This window comes from Virgisporangium ochraceum, assembly GCF_016863655.1.
GTDB classification, from domain to species: Bacteria; Actinomycetota; Actinomycetes; order Mycobacteriales; family Micromonosporaceae; genus Virgisporangium; species Virgisporangium ochraceum.
Map to the genome: position 1 here is coordinate 173,621 of NZ_BOPH01000053.1, position 23,385 is coordinate 197,005.

Here is a 23,385-nt window from a genome sequence, read left to right on the forward strand (position 1 = left end):
ACAGCTCGGTTGGATTCAGGAAGGTGTGGTGAAACGGGAGTCCTGGGACTCCCGGGCCGTCTTGTGCCCGGCGACCGCCTTGGCGGTGCGCTGGAAGGCGGCGTGCGCGCGGTCGTGCGTGCGTTGGGCGACCGCGATGTACAGAAGGTCCAGCACCACCAGCTGCGGGTGCCGGGCCGAGAGCGCGTCGGGCCGGAAGGTGGTGGCCTGAGACGCGGTGAGCAGGATGATGTCGGCGACCTCCGCCAGTGGCGCGCGGGGGAAGCTGGTGAGTGCGATGGTGGTGGCGCCGTGGCTGCCGGCCTCGGCGAGCATCTCGATGGTCTCCCGGGTCTGGCCGCTGTGCGACACCCCGAGAGCCACGTCGCCCGCCTTGAGCAGGGCGGCGCTGGCCAGTCCGTTGTGGACGTCGGTCCACGCCCACGCCGCGACGCCGATGCGGTGCAGCGAGAACTGCATCTCGCCGCCGACCAGCGCGCTGCCGCTGGCGCCGTAGATGTCCACGCGGGACGCCGCGGCGATCGCGGCGGCCGCCTTCTCGACCTCGGCCAGGTCGAGCAGCGCGGCGGTGTCGTTCATGGCCTGCGTGTCGGCCGCCATGATCTGGCCCAGCACCCGCGAGAGCGGGTCGGTCGGCTGGATCTCCCGGCCGATGTCGACCGTCCAGCCGGCCCGGCGGGTCATCCGACCGGTCTCGGCGGCGATGCCGAGCCGCAGGTCGGCGTAACCCTCGAAGTCCATCGCGCGGCAGAACCGCGTGATGGTGGCCGGTGAGGTTCCGCTACGCTCCGCCAACTCCACGATGGTCGCCCGGGCGGCGCCGGCGGGGTCGCTGAGAATGTTTTCCGCGACCCGCTGGAGGGCGCCCGTGAACTCCGGTAACTTGGCCCGGACCCGGGCCAGCACGCTGTCCCGGGCCCCGAACGAGCCATCCGCGGTCGACCCGTCGACCAACGCCGTCCTGGCGGTGGTGACCTGGTCTGCTTCGGGCTCGATCATCGGACCTCTTCACGGTGCGTTCATTCGGTGTTGTTGGTAAAAGTTCTTACTGAGAGCCCTCTCTTGTCAAGAACCCGGGCGAAGTTTTCACAACCGTTACCCGTGGGCACGCTCCCAAGGAGGTCTACTTAGGGCCATGGAGCCAGCCGGACTACTGCTCGCCGCGGGCGGCGGCACCCGCTACGGAATGCCGAAGGCCCTGGTCAGCGACGGTGGAACGCTGTGGGTCGACCGGGCGCTCGGCGTGCTGCGCGACGGCGGGTGCGCCCCGCTGGTCGTCGTGATCGGCGCCGCGGCCGCGGAGGTCCGGGCGCAGGCCGACCTCGGCGACGCGATCATCGTCGAGAACACCGGCTGGGCCGACGGCATGGGCTCGTCGCTGCGCGCCGGCCTCGCCGCGCTCGGACCCACCGCCGCGCCCGCGGTCGTGGTGATGCTCGTCGACACGCCGGGCATCACGCCCGACGCGGTCCGCGCGGTCGGAACCCACGCCGCGCCGGGCGCGCTGGCGCTCGCCACCTACGGCGACCGCGACGGCCACCCCGTGCTCCTCGGGCGCGACCACTGGCCCGGCGTCGTCGAGCTCGCCACCGGCGACAGCGGCGCACGCGCCTACCTCCGCAACAATCCGGACACGGTCGTCCGGGTGCCCTGCGACCGGATCGCCGACGGGGCGGACGTCGACGCGCCCGGTCCGGCATGAACCCCAGCGTGCACACCCTCGCTACCCTGCCGACGTGTTCCGATCGCAGCTGCTCCGTCCCGCCGCCGTAGGGCTGGCCATCGCCTGGGCCGCCGGCCTCACGGCGTACGTCGCCGCGCGCAACGGTGCGCCGCTCGACGCCGACGTCGCCGTGCGCGACCTCGTCATGGCGCAGGACCGCAGCGGCGGCGTGCGCGTCGCCCTCTGGCTCACCCAGCTCGGCGCCGGCCCCGTGCTGTACCCGGTTCTCCTGGCGCTGTGCGCGATCGCCGCCGTGAAGCGCTCGCCGCGCGAGTTCCTGCCCGTGCTGGCGCTCGCGGCCGGGCAGGTGCTGGAACTGGTGCTGTTCGCCACGGTCCGCCGCCCGGGGCCCGAATACACGCTCGAGACCACGTTCTCGTCCGGTCGCTCGGCCGCCGCCGTGCTCGGTTGGGGTCTCGTCGTGTGGCAGCTGCTCCGGTTGCGGAAAACCTTATGGGACCGGCACAGCGGCGCGATCTGGGTGGTCGCCCTCACGATGGGCGCCCTCGTGGGAGCGACGCGCGTGTACCTCGGCATGCACTGGCTCTCCGACGCCGTCGCCGGGGTCATCGTCGGCGCCGTGCTGCTCGCCACGGCGCTGACCGCGCTGTCCTCTGTGGACGGACTGCCCACCCGCACGTGGCGGATGCCGCCGTGGCTCAAGGCATCGCCGTGGGCGTGGACGATCCCGGCCGCGGCCGCGGCGCTGCCGATCGGGCTCCTGCTCGCCTCTGCCCCCGACCAGCGGCTCAAGGACTTCCTCGTCTACCACGGCGCGGGCGGTGAGGCCGGCGACGGCCTGAACCTGTACGCGTTCCGCACCATCTTCGACATGCCGTTCACGTACCCGCCGTTCGCGGCGCTGGTGATGGAACCGTTGTCGCGCATGCCGTTGGGGCTCGCCCAGGCCCTGTGGACGCTCGCCACGCTGGCCGCGGTCGTCGCGCTGGCCCCGGTGGCGCTGCGTCCCGTGGTCGACCGCATCGGCCTGCCGCTGACGGTCACCGCGATCCTGCTGTCGTCACCGATGCGCAGCCACCTGCGGTTCGGACAGGTCGGTGTGTTCCTGGTGCTGCTGGTCGCGCTGGACCTGGTGCAGCGCAGGGGACCGCGCGGGTGGGGGCTCGGGCTGGCGATCGCCGTCAAGCTGACGCCCGCCGTCTACCTGCCGTGGCTGTTCGTCAGCCGCAAGTGGAAGCGGTTCGGCGGCACGATGGCGTGGGTCGCCGGGTCCACAGTGGTCGGTCTCGTGCTGCTGTGGCCGAGCGCAGGCGACTACCTGTTCCGGTCCTCACGCGACACCACCCGGTTCGGCGCCAACGACATTCCGGGTAACCAGTCGGTGCGGGGCATGCTGCTGCGGGCGGTGGCGCCGCACACGGCCGAGAAGGTCTGGCTGGTGCTCGCGGTGCTGCTGGTGGCGTTCGGCACCTACCAGGCCTGGCGGTGCGAGCGGAACGGCAACCGGTTGGCGGCGCTCGGCGTGCTCGCCGCGCTGTCGGTGGCGGTCTCGCCGATCTCGTGGGTGCACCACCTGGTGTGGCTCGTGCTGCCGATCGCGGCGCTGGCCGCCGCCGGCCGGTGGAAGCTGGTGACCGCGTGGTTCGTGGTGCTCGTGGTGAGCTTCCCCAGCCTCGGGAACGCACTCGGCTGGGGACTGCTCACCAACGTGCAGGGGCTCACCGCCGTGGCGGCGGTGTTCCTGCTGCCCTACCTCACCCGTGCAGACGGTCGATATGACGCATCTTGTTCACCGCGTCCAGAGCCGCGACCTTGTACGACTCAGCCAGCGTCGGGTAGTTGAACACCGCGTCGACGAGGTAGTCGATGCTGCCGCCGCAGCCCATCACGGCCTGTCCGATGTGGACCAGCTCGGTGGCGCCGGTACCGAACACGTGCACGCCCAGCAGGGTGCGGTCGCCGGGCGCGACCAGCAGCTTGAGCATTCCGTGCGAGTCACCGGTGATCTGGCCCCGGGCCAGCTCGCGGTAGCGGGCGATGCCCACCTCGAACGGCACCTGCTGGTCGGTCAGCTCGTCCTCGGTCTTACCGACGAAGCTGATCTCGGGGATCGTGTAGATGCCGATCGGCTGCAGCTCGTTGAGCGCGTGCACCGGCTCGTCGCACGCGTGGTAGGCGGCCATCCGGCCCTGCTCCATCGACGTCGACGCGAGCGCCGGGAAGCCGATGACGTCACCGACCGCGTAGATGTGCGGCGCGTCGGTGCGGAAGTGCTCGTCGACCTTGATGCGGCCGCGGTTGTCGCCCTGCAGCCCGGCCGCGTCGAGGTTCAGCTCGGAGGCGACGCCCTGCCGGCCGGCCGAGTACATCACGGTGTCGGCGGCGATCCGCTTGCCGCTGACCAGCGTCGCGATCGCGCCGCCCTGGTGCTGCTCGACCTTCGCGACCTCCTCGCCGAACCGGAACGTCACGCTGAGGTCGCGCAGGTGGTACTTGAGCGCCTCGATGATCTCCAGGTCGACGAACTCGAGCATGCGGGTGCGCCGCTCGACGACGGTGACCTTCGTGCCGAGCGCCGCGAACATCGACGCGTACTCGATGCCGATGACCCCGGCGCCCACCACGACCATCGACCGCGGGATCTTGTGCAGGTTGAGCACGCCGTCGGAGTCGATGATCATGCGGTCGTCGAACGCGACGCTGTCGGGCCGCGCCGGGCGGGTGCCGGCCGCGATAATGATTTTTTCCGCGGTGTACTTCGACTCGTGACCGGTGCCGTCGTCGACCGTCACCGCGTGCGGGTCGGTGAAACGGGCCGTCCCGTTGATCACGTGGACCCGGTTGCGGGCGAGCTGGCTGCGGATGACGTCGATTTGCTTGCTGATGACGTGCTGGGTACGGGCCGAGAGGTCGTCCATCGTCACGTCTTCCTTGACGCGGTAGCTCTGGCCGTACATGTCGCGCTGGCTGAGACCGGTGAGGTAGAGGACCGCCTCCCGTAGCGTCTTCGACGGGATGGTGCCGGTGTTGATGCACACGCCACCGATCATGGTGCGCCGATCGACCACACCGACCCGGCGGCCGAGCTTGGTCGCGGCGATCGCCGCCTTCTGTCCGCTCGGTCCGGAACCGATCACGAGGATGTCGAAGTCATACACGGACACCAGCGTCGCAGGCCACGGCCACACCGCGCCAGCGCTTCGGTGACCTAAGGTCAACATCGTGGAGTACCGACAGCGCATCCGGGTGCGGTACGGCGAGTGCGACCTCCAGGGCGTCGTGTTCAACGCCAACTACCTGGTGTACGTCGACGACGTGATGGAGCAGTGGCTCGACTCGACCCTGCCCGCCGGCGCGCTCGACTACATGGTGAAGAAAGTGCTGGTCGAGTGGGACGCGCCGGCCACCCGCGGCGACCTCGTCGACATGACGGCCACGGTGTCGCGCTGGGGCCGCACCTCGTTCGACGTCACGATGCGTGGCGAGGTCGCCGGTCGCGGCATCTTCACCGCGGTGCTCACCGCGATCAGCGTGACGCCCGGCACCCACACACCTACCCCGGTTCCGGACGAGGTGCGTGCCCTGCTGTCGTGAACAGCTCCAGGGTCGCGTTCAACTGCGAGTGGACGGGCGCCGGCGGCTCGTTCGGGTCGAACCAGCCGAGCCGGTCGAACTTGTGCGGCTCGGCGATGTGAACCCGCGTGGGGTCGACCTCCACGGCGAACACGATGGCCACCCAGTGCGCTGTCGGGCGTCCCCTCAGAACATTGCGGACACCGATCAGCTCGACCTTCCGCGGCTGCGCCCCGTACTCCTCGCCCACCTCCCGGGCCACCGCCGCCTCGAACGTCTCGCCGTGCTCCAGCGCGCCGGCACCGGTGTCCCACGTGCCGGGCTCGTCGCGGGCGCCGGCCGCGCGCCGCGCCAGCAGGACCCGGCCGGAGCCGTCGTGGCACACGAACACACACGAGACGACGGGCTCGGAGAGGGCCCGATTCACGACACCGCTCATTCCACCGATCCTGGATGATGAGCGCCGTGGAGACACGCGAGTTTCCGCCGGGCGACGAGTCCGTCCGCGCGTTCCTCGAACGGCATCTGGCGGCCCTGGTGGCCCGGCGCGGCGAACTGCTCGACGCCACGGCCCGGCCGGCCGTCGTCGCGTTCGCACCCGGCGGCGGCCCCGACAGAGACATCGCCGGGGTGCTCACCTACGACGTCGCGGGCCCGGAGTGCGAGATCCTCACGCTGCACGCCGCGTCGCAGTGGGGCGGTGCCGGCACCGCGCTGGTCCGGGCCGTCCAGGTGATCGCCGCCCGGGCCGGGTGCCACACGCTGTGGGTCCTCACGACCAACGACAACGTCGACGCGCTGCGCTTCTACCAGCGGCGCGGGTTCCGGCTGTCGGCGCTGCGACCGGGCGCGGTCGACGAGGCCCGCCGCACGCTGAAGCCCCAGATCCCCCTGACCGGCTCCTACGGCATCCCACTGCGTGACGAGGTCGAGCTCAGCCAGCCGGTGGTGGCGGCAGCACCGGACGCGGCGGCACCGGCGTCGACACCACGAACGAGCTGACCGTCTGCCCGTACCGCAGAAACTCGTCGAGGACGCCCTCCAACGCGGCGATCTCGGCGACGTGCACCTTCAGTAGGAAGCAGTCCTCGCCGGAGATGCGGTGGCACTCGCTGACCTCGGGCCGGGCGGCGGCGAGCTCGGTCAGCCGGGCCAGCTGGCCCGGGCCCGGACGCACCCGCACCCACGCCGCCACCGGGAGACCCAGCGCGGCCGGGTCGATGTCGAGCCGGTAGCCGCGGATCACGCCGGCCTCCTCGAGCCGGGTCACCCGGTCACGCACCGACGGTGCCGACATGCCGACCCGGCGGGCCAACGCGGTCACCGGGAGCCGCGGATCGGCGGCGAGCAGGGCGAGGATCCGCCGGTTCGTGTCGTCGAGAAGGTCTGACCGGTATTTGACCTCCGAAGTGGTCACAGGAACCGCCCTTCCACCTTCGACATGGCATTCCGGGAATCGCTGCCGGCTTCAAGGATAGAACCGATGACCGACCGGATTCCTCCCCCTGTGTGGCTCGTCACGAGCGCGATCTTCCACTACCTCGGACCGGCGTTCGCGGTGCTGCTGTTCACCCGGATCGACGCGCTGGGCGTCGCGTGGCTGCGGATCGCGTCGGCCGCGGTGGTCTTCGCCGCGTGGCGCCGGCCGTGGCGCGGCTGGCGTCGTCGGACCGACCGCCGGCTCGTCGTGGCGTGGGGTGTCGTGCTGGCGGCGATGAACAGCGTCTTCTACCTGGCGATCGACCGGCTGCCGCTGGGCACGGTGGCCGCGATCGAGTTCCTGCCCGTGATCGCGCTGGCGGCGCTGGCCGCCCGCACGCCGCGGAACGCCGTCGCGCTGGTGCTGGCTGTCGGCGGCGTCTACCTGCTCACGGACGTCCGTCTGGTGGGTGAGCCGCTGGGTGTCGCCCTGGCGGCGGCGAACGCGGTGCTGTTCGCGCTCTACATCGTGCTCGGCCACCGCATGGCCGGCAACGACGGCGACGGCATCGACGGCCTGGCCCTCGCGATGCTGGTCGCCGCCGTCGTCGCCCTGCCGGTCGGCGTCACCGACGCCGTTCCGGCGTTCGCCGATCCCCTCCTCCTGGCGGCGGCCGTCGGGGTGGGCATCTGCTCGTCGGTGATCCCGTACGTCTGCGACCAGGCGGCGATGGCCCGCGTCCCCCGGGCGACCTACGCTCTGATGGTCGCCCTCCTCCCGGCGACCGCCACCGTGATCGGCGTGGTCGTGCTGACCCAGATCCCGACCGTCCCCGAGCTCGCCGGGGTGGCCCTGGTGGTGGCCGGGGTCGCCCTCCATCGCGCCCGCGACTCCGCCGGCCGTGCCACAGACGCAGGCAAAGACACGGGCACAGGCGAAGACACGGGCACAGGCAAAGGCGAAGACACGGGCGCGGGCGAGGGACCGGGGTCCCGCCCCGGCGCCGACCGGACCTTGGAATAGACGACGCTCTATCCAGTGCAGCCCTGGCCCCGAACCCCGCACTGGATAGAGCGTCGTTTATGTCAAGACGGGTGTCCCGAGGCGGGTATCCCCACGCGTGCTTGAATCGGCCGCGCACAGCGTCGTCTGGTGGGAGATCGAGTCGGCGGACCCGGCCGGCAGTCAGCGGTTCTACGGCGAGCTGTTCGGGTGGACGTTCAGCCCCGCGTTCGAGGAGCACCTCGACCGGCCGTACTGGCTGGTGCAGCACACAGGCAAGGGCATCGGCGGGCTGCAGCGGGCCGTACCGGGCGCGCCACCGCCGCACACCGGGGTGCGGCTGTACGTGGAGGTCGACGACCTCGAGGCCACCATCGCCAGGGCACGGAGCCTCGGCACGACCGTCGAGCGGGAGCGCACCTACCCGAAGTTGACCCCCTGCGCCAGCGGCAGCTCGCTCGAGTAGTTGATGGTGTTCGTCGCCCGGCGCATGTAGCCGCGCCACGCGTCGGAACCCGACTCGCGGCCGCCGCCGGTGGTCTTCTCGCCCCCGAACGCGCCGCCGATCTCGGCGCCGGAGGTGCCGATGTTGACGTTGACGATTCCGCAGTCGCTGCCGTCGGCGGCGAGGAAGCGCTCGGCCTCGCGCTGGTCGGTGGTGAAGATCGAGGACGACAGGCCCTGCGGCACCGCGTTGTGCAGCGCCACCGCCTCCTCGAACGTCGAGTACGTGAGGACGTACAGGATCGGCGCGAACGTCTCCCGCTGGACGAGCGCGGTCTGCGCCGGCATCCGCACCAGCGCCGGCCGGGCGTAGTAGGCGTCGGGGTGGACGTCGACGCGCTCCCCGCCCGCTACCAGGGCGCCACCGTCGGCGGTGGCCGTGCTCAGCGCGTCACCCATGCTCGTGAACGCGGACGCGGAGATGAGCGGACCGACAAGCGTGCCCTCGACGAAGGGATCGCCGACGGTGAGCCGGTCGAAGACGGCCGCGAGCCGCGACACCAGCTCCTCCGCGCGGCTCTCGTGCACGATGACGCGACGCATCGACGTGCAGCGCTGCCCCGCCGTGCCGGCCGCGGCGAACACGATGCCACGCACCGCGAGATCGAGGTCGGCCGACGGCGTGACGATCGCCGCGTTGTTGCCGCCGAGCTCGAGGATCAGGCGGCCGAAGCGGGCCGCGACCCGCGGCGCGACCGCGGCGCCCATGCGCTCGGAGCCGGTGGCGCTCACCACCGCCACGCGCCGGTCGTCGAGCAGCGGCGCGGCCGCCTCGGCGTCACCGACCACGAGCACGTTGAGGTTCGGCGGCGCACCGCACTCCCCGGCCGCGCGGGCGAGCAGCGCGCTGCACGCGTACGACGTCAGCGGCGTCAGCTCCGACGCCTTCCACACGACCGTGTCGCCGCACACGAGCGCCAGCGCGGTGTTCCACGACCACACCGCCGCCGGGAAGTTGAACGCGGAGATGACACCGACGACCCCGGCCGGATGCCACGTCTCCATGAGCCGGTGGCCCGGCCGCTCCGACGGCATCGTGCGGCCCTGCAGCTGGCGCGACAGCCCGACCGCGAAGTCGCAGATGTCGACCATCTCCTGCACCTCGCCGAGCGCCTCCGACCGGATCTTCCCGACCTCGATGCCCACCAGGTCAGCGAGGTCCTCCTTGTGCTCGGTGATCAGCTCACCGAACCGCTTCACCAGCGCGCCACGCACCGGAGCCGGCACCGTACGCCAGGTGAGAAAGGCGTCGTGGGCGGCGTCGATCGCGGCGGTCACCGCCGCGGCGTCGTGCGCGGGGACCGGGAACAGCTCCCGCCCGGTGACCGGCGTGCGCGCCATCACCGTGGGACCGGTCGTGTCGGGAAGGTCGACGCGGCAGTGGCTGAGCGCTACGCGGGCCCGGTGGGCGAGATCCATCCGCCCATTCTGGCAGCATGTGTGCGTGCCAGAGGACCTGCTCGCCGCCGCCCGCTCCGCACCGGGGTTCATGCCCGACGACGAGGGCGCCGCGCTGTACGCGGCCGCCCGCGACGCGATCCCCGGCCCGCTGCTGGAGGTGGGCAGCTACCTCGGCAAGTCGACGCTGTACCTCGCCGCCGCGGCCCGCGAGCGCGGCGGCGTGGTCGTGACCGTCGACCACCACCGCGGGTCGGAGGAGCACCAGCCGGGCTGGGAGTACCACGACCCGTCCCTCGTGGACCCCGCGGTCGGGCGGATCGACACGCTGCCCGGGTTCCGGCACACGATCGCCACGGCAGGCGCGGAGGACGTCGTCGTGGCGGTCGTCGCACGCGGGGAGACGCTGGCCGCGCTCTGGACCGGTCCCCTCGCCCTCGCCTTCATCGACGGCAGCCACACCGACGAGTCGGCACAACGCGACTACGCGTCGTGGGCGCCGCACGTCGCCATCGGCGGCGTACTGGCGATCCACGACGTGTTCCCGGACCCCGCCGACGGCGGGCAGGCGCCCCACCGGATCTACCGCAAGGCGGTAGAGTCCGGCGAGTTCACCGAGCTGACCGGGTGCGGCTCCCTGCGCCTGTTGCGGAGGGTACGACCGTGCGCACTGTCCTGACCTGGCGGCCGGCCCGCTCCCTGGCCACCGAGTTCTCGACGCGGGCCAACAGCATCGGGTTCCTGCGGCTGGTGCTCGCGGTGTCGGTGCTCGTGGCGCACGCCGCCCCGCTCGGCTACGGCCGGCCCAACTACGGCTTCGAGTTCACCCGCGGACAGCTCGACTTCGGCGGGCTCGGCGTCAACGGGTTCTTCGTGCTGTCGGGGTTCCTCATCACGGCCAGCGGCATGCGGTTCAGCCTGCCGCGGTACGCCTGGCACCGGTTCCTCCGGATCTTTCCGGGTTTCTGGGTGTGCCTCGTCGTGGCCGCGTGTCTCCTGATGCCGCTCGTGGCGCTGTACGAGCGCGACACGCTCGCCGGCTACTGGAACCACCCGAACGGGCCGCTCGACTACATCGTGCGCAACGCCACCACCACGATGAACCAGTACACGATCTCCGGGCTGTGGGCCACGAACCCGAGCGGCGGCGCCGTCAACGGGTCACTGTGGACCCTCAAGTACGAGCTGACCTGCTATGTGCTCGTCGGCGTTCTCGCGTGGACCGGCACGCTCCGTCGCGCCCCACGCATGGTGCTGCTGGTGACCGTCGGCCTGTACCTGGTCGTGGTGGCCGACTGGGTCCGCCAGCTACCGGTGCTCAACACGGGGATGTACTCCCGCGGCGAGCTCGGCCCGTTCCCGGTCATCGGCTCGTACGGCATCACCACGCTGATGTTCCTGGTGTTCATGTTCCTCATCGGCGCGAGCATGCACCTGTACCGCGACCGCATCCCGATGCACCCGGCGGTCGCGGCCGTGGCCGCGGTGGCGTTCGTCGGGTCCGCCGCGTTCGGCGGGTTCCTGGTGATCGGACAGCCGGCGTACGCGTACCTGCTGGTGTGGCTGTCCTGCAAGCTGCCGGGATGGCTGCAGGGCATCGGCCGCAAGCGCGACTACTCGTACGGCATCTACATCTACGCGTTCCCGGTGCAGCAGGGCATCGCGATGCTCGGCTGGGCCGAGTGGGGCGTGGCGGCGTACATCCTGCTGTCGCTGGCCGGCACGGTGCTGCTCGCGGTGCCGTCGTGGCACCTGGTCGAGAAACCGGCGATGTCGATGAAGAACTGGACCCCGCCGTTCCTGGCCAGGCGCGAGGAGCCGGTCGAGGCGGAGCCGCCCGCGCCGCCCACCCGACGCGAGGCGGAGGAACCCGACCCGGTACCGGTCCCGGCCCGCGACTGAGTCAGGCGGTCTCGCGCAGCGGGGTGGGCTCGCCGGAGAAGATCGTGCTGCGCGGGTGCTCCCCGTCCAACGCGTCGACCGCGAGCACCACGGCCGCCGCCGTCCACGTCGTCCGCTCGACCGGCCAGCGGACCCCCTCGTCGAACACGAGGCCGGTCCAGTAGGAGCCGTCGTCGTGGCGCAGGTGCTGCATGTCGGCGACCACCCGCGCCGCCGCGTCGGGGTCGCCGTTGGCGTGCAGGGCCAGCGCCAGCTCGCACGTCTCGGCACCGGTGACCCAGGGCCGGTCGGCCACGCAGCGGACGCCGAACCCGGGCACCACGAACTCGTCCCAGCGCTCGGCGAGACGCGCCCGCGCCGCGGGCCCGCGGACCGCGCCGCCGAGCACCGGGTAGTACCAGTCCATCGAGTAGCGGCCCTTGTCGGCGAACAGGTCCGGCTTCTCCCGGATCGCCTGCTGCAGGTCGGCCGCCGCGAGCTCCCAGTCGGGCTGGGAACGGCCGAGGTGCTCGGCGATCGCGGACGCGCACCGCAGCCCCTGGTACGTGCTGGCCGACCCGGTGAGCAGCGCCACCCGGTCGGCGCCCGTCACGGGGTGCACCGCCCACGGCACGACGCCCGACGACTCCTGGTGCCGCACCACGAAGTCGGCCGCCTCGCGCACGCTGGGCCACAGCTCGACCAGGAAACCCTCGTCGTCGGTGGCGAGGAAGTGGTGCCACAGCCCGACCGCGAGGTACGCGCTGTGGTGGGTCTCGCCGAAGTCGCACACCGGCGCGCCGTCGCGGTACTTCGCCGGCCACCAGCCACCGTCGCGCCGCTGCGTGTGCAGCCACCGGTAGGCGGCCCGCGCCTCGGCGTGCCGGCCGCCGACGTCGAGGGCCATCGCCGCCTCGACGTGGTCCCACGGGTCCAGCTCGCCGCCGGGGAACCACGGGATGGCGCCGTCGGGCGTCTGTACGGCGGCGATACTGTCCACAGTGGACCGAATCGCGTCGGCCGTGAGTACCGTCACGTGGTCGGCTTCCGCACGTACAACACGACACTCTTGCCCAGCATGGGGTTCAGGCCCTTCTCGGCCCAGCGGGTCAGCCGGGGTCGCTTGACGATGTCCCACACCAGCAGCTTGTGGTAGGCCCGCACGGCGGCGCTGTCGTCGGCCGCGCACTTCAGCCACCAGTACGGGCTGTGCAGCGCGTGGGCGTGGCCGCGGCCGATCGTCTTCAGACCGACGTCGGCCAGCTTCGCCGACAGCTCCGACGCCCGGTAGATGCGCACGTGGCCGCCCTCGTTGGCGTGGTACTCGTCGGACAGCGCCCAGCACACCCGCTCCGGGAACCAGCGGGGCACGGTGACCGCCGCCCGCCCGCCCGGCTTGAGCACCCGGGCCAGTTCGGCGATCGCCGCACCGTCGTCGGGGATGTGCTCCAGCACCTCGCTGGCGATCACGCGGTCGAACGAGGCGTCGGGGAACGGCAGCGCCCGCAGGTCGGCCCGCACCGCGGCCGCGCTGGCGTCGGCCGGCGCCTCACCGGCGAGGCGGATCGCCGCGCACCACTCGCGGGTCGTCGCGAGGTCCCGGGCGCTGAGGTCCACGGCGACCACGTGCGCGCCACGCCGGTAGGCCTCGAACGCGTGCCGGCCCTCACCGCAGCCGAGGTCGAGCACCGTCATCCCCCGCCGGACACCGAGCCGGTCGTAGTCGACGGTCAGCATCCGAGCGCCCTGCGGTACCAGTCCACAGTGGACAGCGCGGTGCGCCGCCAGGTGTAGTTGGCGAGAACGCGTTCCCGGCCGTTCGCACCCAGCGTCTCCCGGAGCGCCGGGTCGCCGAGGAGCCGGCCGATCGCGGCGGCCAGCGCCTCCGGGTCACTCGGCGGCACGTGCAGCGCGGCGTGCCCGTCGGGGCCGACCACCTCCGGCAGCGCGCCCGCCGTGGTGGCCACCAGCGCGGTGCCGCACGCCATCGCCTCGACCGCGGGCAACGAGAAGCCCTCGAACCGCGACGGCACCACGGCCACCTCGGCGCTGCCGAGAAGCGCCGCGAGGTCCACTTCGGACAGTCCGCTCACGAACCGCACCGCGTCCTTGAGCCCCAGCCGGCCCACGGACCGGTCGGCGGGCCCGTCGGGCTTGGGCGTGCCGACCACCACCAGCTCGACGTCGCGCTCGGTGCGCAGCTTCGCCACCGCGTGCAGCAGGTCGTCGAGTCCCTTCAACGGAACGTCGGCGCTGGTCACGGTCACGATGCGGTCCTTGACCCGCGCGACCGACGGCGGCCGGAACACCTCGTCGTCGACACCGACCCCGATGACGCTCAACCGCGACGGCTCGACACGGAACGCCCGCAGCGTCTCCTCCTCCGACGTGGCCGACACCGTGCACACCGCCGGCAGCCGGCGCACCACACGGCCCTGCATGCGCGTGAACCCGTACCAGCGCCGCAGTGCGAAGCGCCGCTTCCGCGACGGCGCCGCGGCGAGCTCGATGTCGCGGTCGACGGTGATCGGGTGATGGACGGTCGCCACGGTGGGCAGGAGCCGTTTCAGCCCGAGCAGGCCGTAGCCCAGCCCCTGGTTGTCGTGCGCGATGTCGAACTCGCTCCTCCTCTTCCGGAGGTGCCGCCACGCCCGCAGGGAGAACGTCAGCGGCTCGGGGAACGCGCCGGTGCACATCGTGAGCCACTCCAGCCAGTCGGTGGCCGAGGTGAACTCGCGGAGCTTCGGAACGCGGAACGGGTCGGGCTCGCGGTACAGGTCCAGGCTGCGCAGCTCGGTGAGCGTGACGCCGTCGTCGAGCTGCGGCAACGGCGGACCCGAGAACACCTCGACGTGGTGGCCCAGGCGTACGAGCTCACGCGAGAGGTAGCGCACGTAGACACCCTGGCCGCCGCAGAACGGCTTGCTCCGGTAGGAAAGCAGAGCTATCCGTAGAGGTTCCTCAGGCACCGCAAGATTCTATCCGCTGTTCTTACCCGTGAGTAGCTTGACGGTCCCGGCGTGCAGGGCGCCGTAGACGCGGTCGCGGATCGCGTTGGCCTCGGCGGTGGTCAGGGTGCGGTCGGGATGCCGGATCACCAGGCGCACCAGCACGTTCTTCTGGCCCTCCCGGATGCCCAGCCGGTCCCGGGCCGGTTCCGGGAGGTCGGCGTACACCGTCTCGCTCAGCACCGCCACCTCCTCGAGGCTCTCGGCGTCGGGACCCAGGGCCCCGCGCACCCGGTCGCCCAGCACCTCCGCGTCGGTGTCGGCCGCCACGGCCACCGAGAGGTCGCGCCGCACCGGCGGCATCGACGACACCGGGCGGTACGGCGCCAGGTCGGTCATCTGGCCGGCCACGCGCGGGTCCCGCGACCGGAGGAGCCTGATGTCGTCGACGCCCTTGGCCAGCATCGTGAGGCGGTCCAGGCCGAGGCCCATCGCCAGGCCGGACGCCGACGCCGGAAGACCGGCGGTGGTCAGCACCTCGGGATGGGCGATCCCGCACTCGCCGATCTCGATGCCGTCGGCGTAGATCTCGCGTCCGTCCACTGTGTACGGGTGTGGGCTGGCCGGCGTCGTGACGGGCCGCCCGGGCAGCAGGGCGCCGACGACGACGTCGATCATCCCGGTCAGGTCACGCTCACCCAGGGGCGGACCGGCGCGCCGGACCCGCCACAGGTCGAGGTGGTGGGGTTCGGCCACGTGGTGCCGGTCGATGACGTCGCGGCGGTAGCACATTCCGGGAACGGCCAGCAGGATCTCTGGTTCCCGCAGGCCGCGGAGCAGGGCGGGAATGTGCGCCGTGGTGTGTGCGCGCAGCATCCGGTCGGCGTCGACGTAGCGGGAGTAGCGCCGGTTGCGGGTCACCGCGTCGGCCGGGTAGCGCAGCAGGTCGTAATGGTCGCGGATCGGGACCACCGGGTCGCCGCGGTACCGCAGCACCGGGATGTTCCAGGCGGCTTCGAGCGCGTCGATGACCGTGTCGACGACGAGCTGGACGGCGTGGGGGCCGGCGGTGGGGTCGGTCAGGTCTCGCATGATGCACCTCGCTGGTAGAGAAGGCCTCGGAAATCGGCGAAGCCCCGGCGGACCGGGGCTCTCTACCTGCGCAGGGATACGCGAACGTCAGGTGGCCACCGGTACACGGGGCCGGATAAACAGTCGCGTCATGTACCCCATGGTGCCCGCACCTCCGGCACCGTGTCGAGCACAATTCCGAAGTGCTCGTGGTAGGCGGCCAGCACCTCGGCGTCGCCGCCGAGCGTGCGCTCGTCGCGGCCGTCGGGGCGGGTGCGGATCAGCGTGCGTCCGCTCAGCGTGACGCGGCCGGAGCCGGTGAGCCGCGTGCACACCAGTGACTGCGTGAAGTGCGACTTCGGCGACGTGCACTGCCACCAGCAGGTGGGCTCGAAGTCGGCGAGCGTGCGCGGCCGGGTCTCCATCGTGTACTCCGGTTCGCCGTCGCGGTCGACGGCGAGGTCGCCCGACGCGTCCGCGGTCACCGTGAACGTGCCGCCGGGATCGGACTGCGGTGTGCGGACGTCGAGCCGGATCGGCCGGTGCGTGAAGCGCCCGAAGCCCACGTCGACGAGCCACGGCCCACCGTCGAGGTCGACGCGCAGGGCCAGATGGTCGAACAGCGGCCCGGTCTTCACCCGGGCCGCCAGGTGGGTGACCTCGTAGCCGAGCGCGGTGAGCAGCGCGCCGAACGCGCCGTTGAGCTCGTAGCAGAAGCCGCCCCGTCGCCGTTCGACGATCTTGTCGACGAGCGCCGCCGGCTCCAGCACGATCGGCTCCCGCAGGTGGACGCTGAGGTTCTCGAACGGCACCACGTGCAGGTGCCGCTCCTGCAGCTCCCCCAGCAACCCGAGCGTCGGCGCCCCCCGCTCGACTCCGAGCCGTTCCAGATACCGCCGAACACGTGAGGGGTCCATCGCGGCAGGCTACCGCGATGGACCCCTCAGGTCAGTCTCAGCGGGTGAAGACCTGGAACTCGCTGATCCGTACCTGCGAGGCGAACGGGCTGTTCGCCGCGCAGTCGGTGTTCGCGCGCGGGTCGTTGTCCTGCTCGCCCGCGTAGCGCGGGTTGCCCGTGCACTGGCTGCTCAACACGTCGATGCGCAGGTGCGTGGCCGGCACCGGCGCGAACGAGAACGTGCGGAGGTTCAGCTGCGACGCGGTGGGCCGGAAGTTGCCGGCCGGGAACGCGTCCGTCGGGCTCGTGTACACCCGGCGGAAGTTGCCCGGCTGCGAGCAGTCGGCCACCGTCGAGTTGCACGCCGACACCGCGAACGAGCGCAGCGCGCTGTACCGGTTCTGCACCTGGTTGTCGGCCGGGTCGGTGAGGTCCTGCGGACGCAGGAGCGCGCTCACGTTGACGCGGCTCACCAGGTGCGGCGCCGTACCGGCGAGGTCGACGGTGACCCGCTTGCCGGCCACGCCGTCCGTCGCCACCCAGTTCGTGGCCTCGGTGTCGTCGCCGAGCCTGGCCAGGTTGGCGCCGTCGCCGGAGAACACGCCGCCGGTGGTCGCCGAGGCGAGGTTGCGGGGCAGGTTCAGCGGCAGGTCCTGCGCGCGTCCGGCGAGCACGAACGAGCTGAACTTGCGGTACCCGAAGCCCGGCCCGCCGGCCGTGAACGAGTACTGCTGCCCGCCGACGATCTGGAACGTGTCGGGCAGGTCCGTGTTCGGGTCGGTGTCGGCGATCGGCACCGCCCGTGCCTCGTAGTCGCCCACGTAGAGCCGGATCGCGGCGCCCGCCGCGTCACCGGCCGCGCGCAGGGTCACCGTCGCGTTCGTGGTGTAGGGACTGGCGAAGCTCGGCACCGGGTCGGCGTCGCTCGGCCCGCTCGTGGCGTCCATGCCCATACCCGACGTGGCGAACGCGTTCCACATGATGTCCTGGTTCGCGCCGCCGAACCGCACCAGGTCGGCCGCGAGCATGTTGTCGCGCATGTCGAGCATGCTGAACTGGCTGTCGGCCTGCAGCAGGAACGAGTCGAACACCAGCTGCACCCAGCGCCGGTTGCCCGGGCAGGCGTCGGGCTGCACGAGCCCGTCGGCGCACTGTGCCTGCAGGGCCGGCGTGCCGGCACCGTACCGCTGGACGAACGCGTTGCGGACGCGCACGTTGGTGGCCGACCAGATCTCGCCGTCGGCGTGCACCTGCTGGCCCACGAGGTCGTAGCCCACGTCGGAGTAGTTGAGCGGGCTGCGGCTCATGTCGTAGTTGCGGATGCCCTGGGTCAGGTTGCCCGTCGCGTAGCCACCGGTGACGAACGGGGTCTCCCCCGGCGGCCGGAAGCCGTACTCGGCCATGTACTCCATCGCCATGAGGTCGCCCCACGACTCGCCCATCGCGCCGCCCTGCGCCGACCCGATCCCGGTGTCGGGGCCGGCGATCATGCGGTTGGTGATGGCGTGCGTGTACTCGTGGCCGATCACCGACATGTCGTAGTCGCCGTCGACGCACGGCGGGTAGACGCCGCCGGCCTGCGGCTGCCACAGGAACATGTTCGTCGTCGGCGGCAGGCCGTCGCGCCCGGTACCCTGGTTGGCGTTGTTGCGGCTGCCCGAGATCGCGCCGCTCTGCGCGCGTCCCTGCTCGGCGTCGCCGCCGAGACCGGCGCCGGTGACGTTGACCACCTGCATGTTCCAGGTGGACTCGGTGAACCCGAGGTGCCAGGCCCAGTCGTGCATGCGGTTGTGCATCGCGAAGAGGTTGCTCACCGCGGCGTCGGCGTCGTTGCGCTGGGCCGTGGCGTACACGTCCGGGTTGCAGCGCGACTGACGCCACTGGTCGGTGAACGTGTAGGTGTAGTTGCGGTCGGGGCTCGCCGTCGCGGGGAACGGCGCGGTGCCGCCGCCCCACTGCACGACGTTGTTGGCCGAGTTGCCCGACGAGGTGAACGTCGGCGTGCCGCTGGCCACGTTGACGTCCCAGGCCTGGCCGGTGTTCGGGTCGCGGACCGTGCGCACGCACCCGGCGGCCGGCGCGAAGCACCAGCGTTCACGGGTGTCGGCGCCGCTCGCCGGCGGTGCGGCCGGGAACACGGCCCACTGCGGGTTGTCGGTGTCGTAGTCGACCTGGTCCTCGCGGACCAGCACACCGCCGGTCCGGGCGTCGACGTAGGTGGTGTAGGAGTCCGGGTGGTCATGGGCCGTCGAGGCGAACGACACCGCGTACGCGGCGCGCGGCCCGTCGAGCGGGGTCGGCACGGCCACCAGGCGCGCGTCGGGGGTGCCGGCGAGGTCGCCGGCCGCCACGCCGGCGTCGGACAGGGCCGCGCCCACCGCCTGGGCCGGGGTGAGAGTGGCCGGTTGCGGCACGCTCGTGTCGCGGGAGAGCGACGACGTGACCCGGACGACCGTGCCGTTGTTCACCAGCACCGCCACCTGACCGTCGTGCCCGGCCGCGAGGGTGCCGAACCGCTGGCGCAGCAGCACGAGCGCGCCCGTGCCGATCGGGCGCACCAGCAGGGTCTCCATTGTGGACACCGCGGCCCCGTCGAGCCCGAAGAGGGCCTGGTTCTGCATGATGTACTGCCGGGCGGCGGTGTCGGGGTCGCTCGACAGGCCACCGGCGATCGACCGCGCCGAGGCGCTCGCCGGGCTCAGCGACCGCGGGGTGCCGAGGTTGTTCCAGCGCACCGACGCCTTGGCGCCGGCCACCGACCGTTGGGCCGCGTTGGGCTCGACGCGGCCGAGGCGGTTGTCCTTGTCACGGGACGGGTGTCCGTCCGCGGGTAGTTCGAGAGCCGCCGGTGTGGTTCCCGACGTACCGGGGCGGCCGGGGTCGGCCACCGCCGGGGCGGCCGTGCCGGTCGCAATGCCGCCCACGCTCACCACCAACGCCGCGATGGCGACGCCGGCCATACTCCTTCTGCGCACGCTTTCCTCCCCTGGATGCAAGCAACCATGCATGCACATGCATCACTACCTGAGGAGCGCGCCACGGGGGAAGCCTCGGAGCGCGAGGCGCGGGTACGGCCAAGGGCCAGAAACCCCGCCCCGCACTACCACCAACGCAGCCCGCGAGCAGGGCGACCCCTGGCCGGCCGGCGAAGCGGGTCGGCGCGGCGGGCCGGCGAGGTGAGCCGCCCCTGGCCGGCCGACGCGGCGGACGAAGTGGGCCGGCCGCCACAGGCGGGCCGACGCGGGCCGGGCGGCCGACGAGGCGGATGGCCCATGCGGCCGACGCGGGCGAGGCAAGCGGTGCGCGGTCCCGACCGGTCGACGCGCACCGCCGACGCGGTGTTGCTGCGTCCGGAGTCGGAGGCTCGCACGCAGCCGACGGCCGAGCAAGCCGACATTCCGGCTCGGCCGGCCCTCACCGCTACCGTCCGTCGCCGGGAACCGGCTGACCAGATCTGTACCGACCACCTTGATCGCTGTTCCAGGAACGAACGCGAAGTCTGACTACACGTTCGTTCCTCAAAAGACGATCAACAGGCACCCGCACCCGCAAAGACACGAGCGACCGGGACTCGGGCCACCTCTCGCCGGGCCGCGAGCACTCCAGGAGCGTTCCGACGAGTTCCTCGCCGCGCTCGCTACGCGCCGGCCAGCGGAACCACCTCGGGCGCGCCGAGCCGGGTGGCGTCGGCGGTGGCGTCGTCGGGCTGCTCCTGTGACGCGCGCTCGGCCTCCACCCGCAGGCGGTAGTGCTCGACCTCCCGCTCGATCTGCTCCGGCGCCCAGCCCAGCACCGCACCCATGAGTTCCGCGCACTCGCGCGACGCCTGCACACCACGGTCGAAGGACTCGATGTAGATCCTGGTGCGCCGGGTCATCACGTCTTCGAGGTGCCGCGCGCCCTCGTGCGAGGCCGCGTAGGCGATCTCGGCGCGAAGGTAGTCGTCGGCGCCGTCGATCGGCTCGCGCAGCGTCGGATCGGCCCGGATCACGTCGAGGACCTCGTCGACCAGCGAGCCGTACCGGCGCAGCAGGTGCTCGACGCGGGCCACGTGCAGGCCGGTGTCGGCGGCCAGCGTGCGCCGCTGGTTCCACAGCGCGGTGAAGCCCTCCGCGCCGAGCAGCGGGATCCGCTCGGTGCACGACTTCGGCACCGAGACCCCGAGCCCGTGCACGGCCGTGTCGACGGCATCCTTGGCCATCACCCGGTACGTCGTGTACTTGCCGCCGGCCACCACCACCAGCCCCGGCAACGGGCTCACCACGGTGTGCTCGCGCGACAGCTTCGACGTCACCTCGCTCTCGCCGCTGAGAAGCGGCCGCAACCCGGCGTAGACACCCTCGACGTCGGCGCGGGTGAGCGGGGTGATCAGAACCTTGTTGACCTCGTTGAGCAGATAGTCGATGTCGGTGCTCGACGCGGCCGGGTGCGACTTGTCGAGCTTCCAGTCGGTGTCGGTGGTGCCGATCACCCAGTGCCGGCCCCACGGGATCACGAAAAGAACGCTCTTGGACGTGCGCAGAATCAGCCCGGTCCTCGACTGGATCCGGTCACGCGGCACCACGAGGTGGATGCCCTTGGACGCCCGCACCTTGAACTGGCCGCGCTCGCCGACCAGGGCCTGCGTCTCGTCGGTCCACACGCCGGTGGCGTTGATGACCTGACGGGCCCGCACCTCGTAGACCTCGTCGTGCTCGAGGTCCTTCACCTTCACCCCGGTGATCCGCTCGCCCTCGCGCAGGAACCCCACCACGCGCGCCCGCGACGCGACGTGCGCGCCGTACGCGGCGGCCGTGCGCACCAGGAACATCGTGTGGCGGGCGTCGTCGACCTGGGCGTCGAAGTACTGCAGCGCGCCGACCAGCGAGTCCTTCTTCAGGGCCGGCGCCTCGCGCAGCGCCGCCCGCCGGGTGAGGTGCCGGTGCCGCGGCAGTCCCCGGTGGGCGCCCGTCGAGGCCATCGCGTCGTACAACGCGACACCCGCGCCGGCGTAGAACCGCTCCCAGCCCCGATGCTGCAACGGGTACAGGAACTTCACCGGACGCACGAGGTGCGGCGCGATCCGCTGGATCAGCAGCCCACGCTCGCGCAGCGCCTCGCGCACCAGCGCGAAGTCGAGCATCTCCAGGTACCGCAGACCACCGTGGATCAGCTTGCTCGACCGGCTCGACGTGCCGCTGGCCCAGTCGCGCATCTCCACCAGGCCGGTGGACAGGCCGCGGGTCACCGCGTCGAGCGCCGCACCGGCGCCGACCACCCCGCCGCCGATGACCACCACGTCGAGTTCCGGAGCGGCGGCCATCGCTTCCAGCGCGGTCTGACGAGCCGTTGGTGACAAGGATCCGGAGCGCATGCGAGGCCTTTCCGTCGTGGCGGGCCGCCGCTCGTGGCGACGGCCCGCCGTCGTCTGTCAGCCGACGTCTACCCAGTCGAGCGTGCGCTCAACTGCCTTCTTCCACCGGCCGTACCCTTCCTGGCGCTGCTCGTCGTTCCAGGTGGGCTGCCAGCGCTGGGACTCGTTCCAGTTCTCCCGCAGCTCGTCGGTGGACTTCCAGAACCCGACCGCGAGGCCGGCCGCGTACGCCGCGCCCAGCGCCGTGGTCTCGGCCACCACCGGCCGGCTGACCGGCACGCCGAGGATGTCGGCCTGCATCTGCATGCACAGCTGGTTGGCGGTGATGCCACCGTCGACCTTCAGCACGTCGAGCGACACCCCGGAGTCCTGTTCCATCGCTTCCACCACGTCGCGGGACTGGTAGCAGATGGACTCCAGCGTAGCCCGCGCGATGTGCGAACTCGTGTTGAAGCGGGACAGACCGACGATCGCGCCCCGGGCGTCGGAGCGCCAGTACGGCGCGAACAGGCCGGAGAACGCCGGCACGAAGTACACCCCGCCGCTGTCCTGCACCTGCGCCGCGAGCGTCTCGCTCTCGGCCGCGTTCCGGATGATGCCCAGCTGGTCGCGCAGCCACTGGACGGCGGAACCGGTCACCGCGATCGACCCCTCCAACGCGTAGACCGCGTCGGCGTCGCCGAACTTGTAGCAGACCGTCGTGAGCAGCCCGTTCTGCGACCGCACCAGCTCGGTGCCGGTGTTGAGGAGCATGAAGTTGCCGGTCCCGTATGTGTTCTTCGCCTCACCGGGCGAGAAACACACCTGGCCGACCGTAGCCGCCTGCTGATCACCGAGGTCACCGGTGAGCGCGACCTCGCCACCGAGCGGGCCGCCGGCGCGGGTGACGCCGTACCGGTTCGGGTCGGACGACGGCCGGATCTCCGGCAGCATCGACCGCGGGATGTCGAAGAACGACAGCAGCTCGTCGTCCCAGTCGAGCGTCTCCAGGTTCATCAGCATCGTGCGGCTGGCGTTGGTGACGTCGGTGACGTGCGCCCCGCCGTCGGTACCGCCGGTGAGGTTCCACAGCAACCAGGTGTCGGTGTTGCCGAACACCGCGTCACCCTTCTCGGCCAGTTCACGGACCCCGTCGACGTTCTCGAGGATCCACTGGATCTTGCCGCCGGAGAAGTAGGTCGCCGGCGGCAGCCCGGCCTTCCGCCGGATCACGTCACCCTGGCCGCCGCGGTCGAGCGCGCTCGCGATGCGGTCGGTGCGGGTGTCCTGCCAGACGATCGCGTTGTAGAGGGGTCGGCCGGTGCGCTTGTTCCACACCACGGCCGTCTCGCGCTGGTTGGTGATGCCGAGCGCCGCGAGGTCGCTCGCCTGCAGGTTCTGCGACCGCAGCGCGGTGGTGATCACCGTGGTGGTGCGGTCCCAGATCTCGCCCGGGTTGTGCTCGACCCAGCCGGCCTGGGGCAGGATCTGCTCGTGCTCCAGCTGGTGCATGCCGACGACGTTCCCGCCGTGGTCGAAGATCATGAACCGGGTGCTCGTGGTGCCCTGGTCTACGGCTCCGACGAAGTCAGCCATATCCGTCTCCTTAGGCAATTTCATCAAGGGCACTGACAACTGCCATCGGCATAACCGCCTCCGCTACCGCTACGGCGG

General features: G+C 71.7%; 21 protein-coding genes. 8 read left to right on the top strand and 13 right to left on the bottom strand.

Annotated elements, in window-relative coordinates; all coding sequences use genetic code 11:
- Positions 1 to 15: 15 nt before the first annotated feature.
- A complete protein-coding gene (locus Voc01_RS20010) occupies positions 16 to 999 on the bottom strand; it encodes a MurR/RpiR family transcriptional regulator (protein ID WP_203928988.1) in 984 nt (327 codons plus the stop codon).
- A gap of 136 nt (positions 1,000 to 1,135) precedes the next feature.
- Between Voc01_RS20010 and Voc01_RS20015 the strand changes: the two genes are divergently transcribed.
- Together Voc01_RS20015 and Voc01_RS20020 are read left to right on the top strand one after the other, a co-directional pair.
- Positions 1,136 to 1,702, top strand: coding sequence for a nucleotidyltransferase family protein (locus Voc01_RS20015; protein WP_203928989.1), 567 nt, complete (start codon positions 1,136 to 1,138; stop codon positions 1,700 to 1,702).
- A gap of 34 nt (positions 1,703 to 1,736) precedes the next feature.
- A complete protein-coding gene (locus Voc01_RS20020; RefSeq protein ID WP_203928990.1) occupies positions 1,737 to 3,527 on the top strand; it encodes a glycosyltransferase 87 family protein in 1,791 nt (596 codons plus the stop codon).
- On the opposite strand, the gene sthA is transcribed toward Voc01_RS20020, so the two are convergent.
- On the bottom strand, positions 3,439 to 4,842 hold the full coding sequence (gene sthA / locus Voc01_RS20025) for a Si-specific NAD(P)(+) transhydrogenase (RefSeq protein ID WP_203928991.1): 1,404 nt from the start codon (positions 4,840 to 4,842) through the stop codon (positions 3,439 to 3,441). The genes Voc01_RS20020 and sthA overlap by 89 nt on opposite strands.
- Positions 4,843 to 4,906: 64 nt before the next feature.
- Here sthA and Voc01_RS20030 point away from each other — a divergent pair, with 64 nt between their 5' ends.
- Positions 4,907 to 5,278, top strand: coding sequence for an acyl-CoA thioesterase (locus Voc01_RS20030; RefSeq protein WP_203928992.1), 372 nt, complete (start codon positions 4,907 to 4,909; stop codon positions 5,276 to 5,278).
- Here Voc01_RS20030 and Voc01_RS20035 read toward each other — a convergent pair.
- Positions 5,238 to 5,696, bottom strand: coding sequence for an NUDIX hydrolase (locus tag Voc01_RS20035; protein ID WP_203928993.1), 459 nt, complete (start codon positions 5,694 to 5,696; stop codon positions 5,238 to 5,240). The genes Voc01_RS20030 and Voc01_RS20035 overlap by 41 nt on opposite strands.
- Before the next feature lie 26 nt (positions 5,697 to 5,722).
- On the opposite strand from Voc01_RS20035, the gene Voc01_RS20040 reads away from it, so the two are divergent.
- Positions 5,723 to 6,259 (top strand): GNAT family N-acetyltransferase, encoded by a 537-nt coding sequence (locus tag Voc01_RS20040; RefSeq protein ID WP_203928994.1) that lies wholly within the window; start codon positions 5,723 to 5,725, stop codon positions 6,257 to 6,259.
- On the opposite strand, the gene Voc01_RS20045 is transcribed toward Voc01_RS20040, so the two are convergent.
- Positions 6,192 to 6,674, bottom strand: a complete 483-nt coding sequence (locus Voc01_RS20045; RefSeq protein ID WP_203928995.1) for an Lrp/AsnC family transcriptional regulator — start codon at positions 6,672 to 6,674, stop codon at positions 6,192 to 6,194. The genes Voc01_RS20040 and Voc01_RS20045 overlap by 68 nt on opposite strands.
- A 24-nt stretch (positions 6,675 to 6,698) precedes the next feature.
- On the opposite strand from Voc01_RS20045, the gene Voc01_RS20050 reads away from it, so the two are divergent.
- Positions 6,699 to 7,700, top strand: a complete 1,002-nt coding sequence (locus Voc01_RS20050) for an EamA family transporter (RefSeq protein ID WP_203928996.1) — start codon at positions 6,699 to 6,701, stop codon at positions 7,698 to 7,700.
- 97 nt (positions 7,701 to 7,797) lie between these two features.
- The gene (locus Voc01_RS20055) at positions 7,798 to 8,145 is read left to right on the top strand and encodes a VOC family protein (RefSeq protein ID WP_203928997.1); all 348 of its coding nucleotides are present in this window, start codon (positions 7,798 to 7,800) and stop codon (positions 8,143 to 8,145) included.
- On the opposite strand, the gene amaB is transcribed toward Voc01_RS20055, so the two are convergent.
- Positions 8,100 to 9,602: an L-piperidine-6-carboxylate dehydrogenase gene (gene amaB / locus Voc01_RS20060; protein WP_203928998.1), complete on the bottom strand. Its 1,503-nt coding sequence runs from the start codon at positions 9,600 to 9,602 to the stop codon at positions 8,100 to 8,102. The genes Voc01_RS20055 and amaB overlap by 46 nt on opposite strands.
- Before the next feature lie 25 nt (positions 9,603 to 9,627).
- Between amaB and Voc01_RS20065 the strand changes: the two genes are divergently transcribed.
- Both Voc01_RS20065 and Voc01_RS20070 read left to right on the top strand, forming a co-directional pair.
- Entirely contained in the window at positions 9,628 to 10,260 is a 633-nt protein-coding gene (locus Voc01_RS20065) for a class I SAM-dependent methyltransferase (RefSeq protein ID WP_239160333.1), read from the top strand.
- Positions 10,245 to 11,483 (top strand): acyltransferase family protein, encoded by a 1,239-nt coding sequence (locus Voc01_RS20070; RefSeq protein ID WP_203928999.1) that lies wholly within the window; start codon positions 10,245 to 10,247, stop codon positions 11,481 to 11,483. Before Voc01_RS20065 ends, Voc01_RS20070 begins: the two co-directional genes overlap by 16 nt.
- Position 11,484: 1 nt before the next feature.
- On the opposite strand, the gene Voc01_RS20075 is transcribed toward Voc01_RS20070, so the two are convergent.
- The 8 genes from Voc01_RS20075 to glpK form a co-directional block, all read right to left on the bottom strand.
- The gene (locus Voc01_RS20075) at positions 11,485 to 12,498 is read right to left on the bottom strand and encodes a glycoside hydrolase family 15 protein (protein ID WP_203929000.1); all 1,014 of its coding nucleotides are present in this window, start codon (positions 12,496 to 12,498) and stop codon (positions 11,485 to 11,487) included.
- The gene (locus Voc01_RS20080) at positions 12,495 to 13,199 is read right to left on the bottom strand and encodes a class I SAM-dependent methyltransferase (protein WP_203929001.1); all 705 of its coding nucleotides are present in this window, start codon (positions 13,197 to 13,199) and stop codon (positions 12,495 to 12,497) included. Before Voc01_RS20080 ends, Voc01_RS20075 begins: the two co-directional genes overlap by 4 nt.
- Positions 13,193 to 14,431 (bottom strand): glycosyltransferase family 4 protein, encoded by a 1,239-nt coding sequence (locus Voc01_RS20085; protein WP_203929002.1) that lies wholly within the window; start codon positions 14,429 to 14,431, stop codon positions 13,193 to 13,195. The genes Voc01_RS20080 and Voc01_RS20085 overlap by 7 nt, the downstream gene beginning before the upstream one ends.
- A gap of 9 nt (positions 14,432 to 14,440) precedes the next feature.
- Positions 14,441 to 15,502, bottom strand: coding sequence for a PheS-related mystery ligase SrmL (srmL, locus tag Voc01_RS20090; protein ID WP_203929003.1), 1,062 nt, complete (start codon positions 15,500 to 15,502; stop codon positions 14,441 to 14,443).
- A gap of 128 nt (positions 15,503 to 15,630) precedes the next feature.
- On the bottom strand, positions 15,631 to 16,398 hold the full coding sequence (locus tag Voc01_RS20095) for an arylamine N-acetyltransferase family protein (protein WP_203929004.1): 768 nt from the start codon (positions 16,396 to 16,398) through the stop codon (positions 15,631 to 15,633).
- Between the two features lie 37 nt (positions 16,399 to 16,435).
- Entirely contained in the window at positions 16,436 to 19,354 is a 2,919-nt protein-coding gene (locus Voc01_RS20100; protein WP_239160334.1) for a M36 family metallopeptidase, read from the bottom strand.
- A 662-nt stretch (positions 19,355 to 20,016) separates the two neighbouring features.
- Complete coding sequence (locus Voc01_RS20105; RefSeq protein ID WP_203929006.1) at positions 20,017 to 21,732, bottom strand: glycerol-3-phosphate dehydrogenase/oxidase; 1,716 nt, start codon at positions 21,730 to 21,732, stop codon at positions 20,017 to 20,019.
- A 57-nt stretch (positions 21,733 to 21,789) separates the two neighbouring features.
- Positions 21,790 to 23,307, bottom strand: coding sequence for a glycerol kinase GlpK (gene glpK, locus Voc01_RS20110; RefSeq protein ID WP_203929007.1), 1,518 nt, complete (start codon positions 23,305 to 23,307; stop codon positions 21,790 to 21,792).
- Positions 23,308 to 23,385 lie beyond the last annotated feature (78 nt).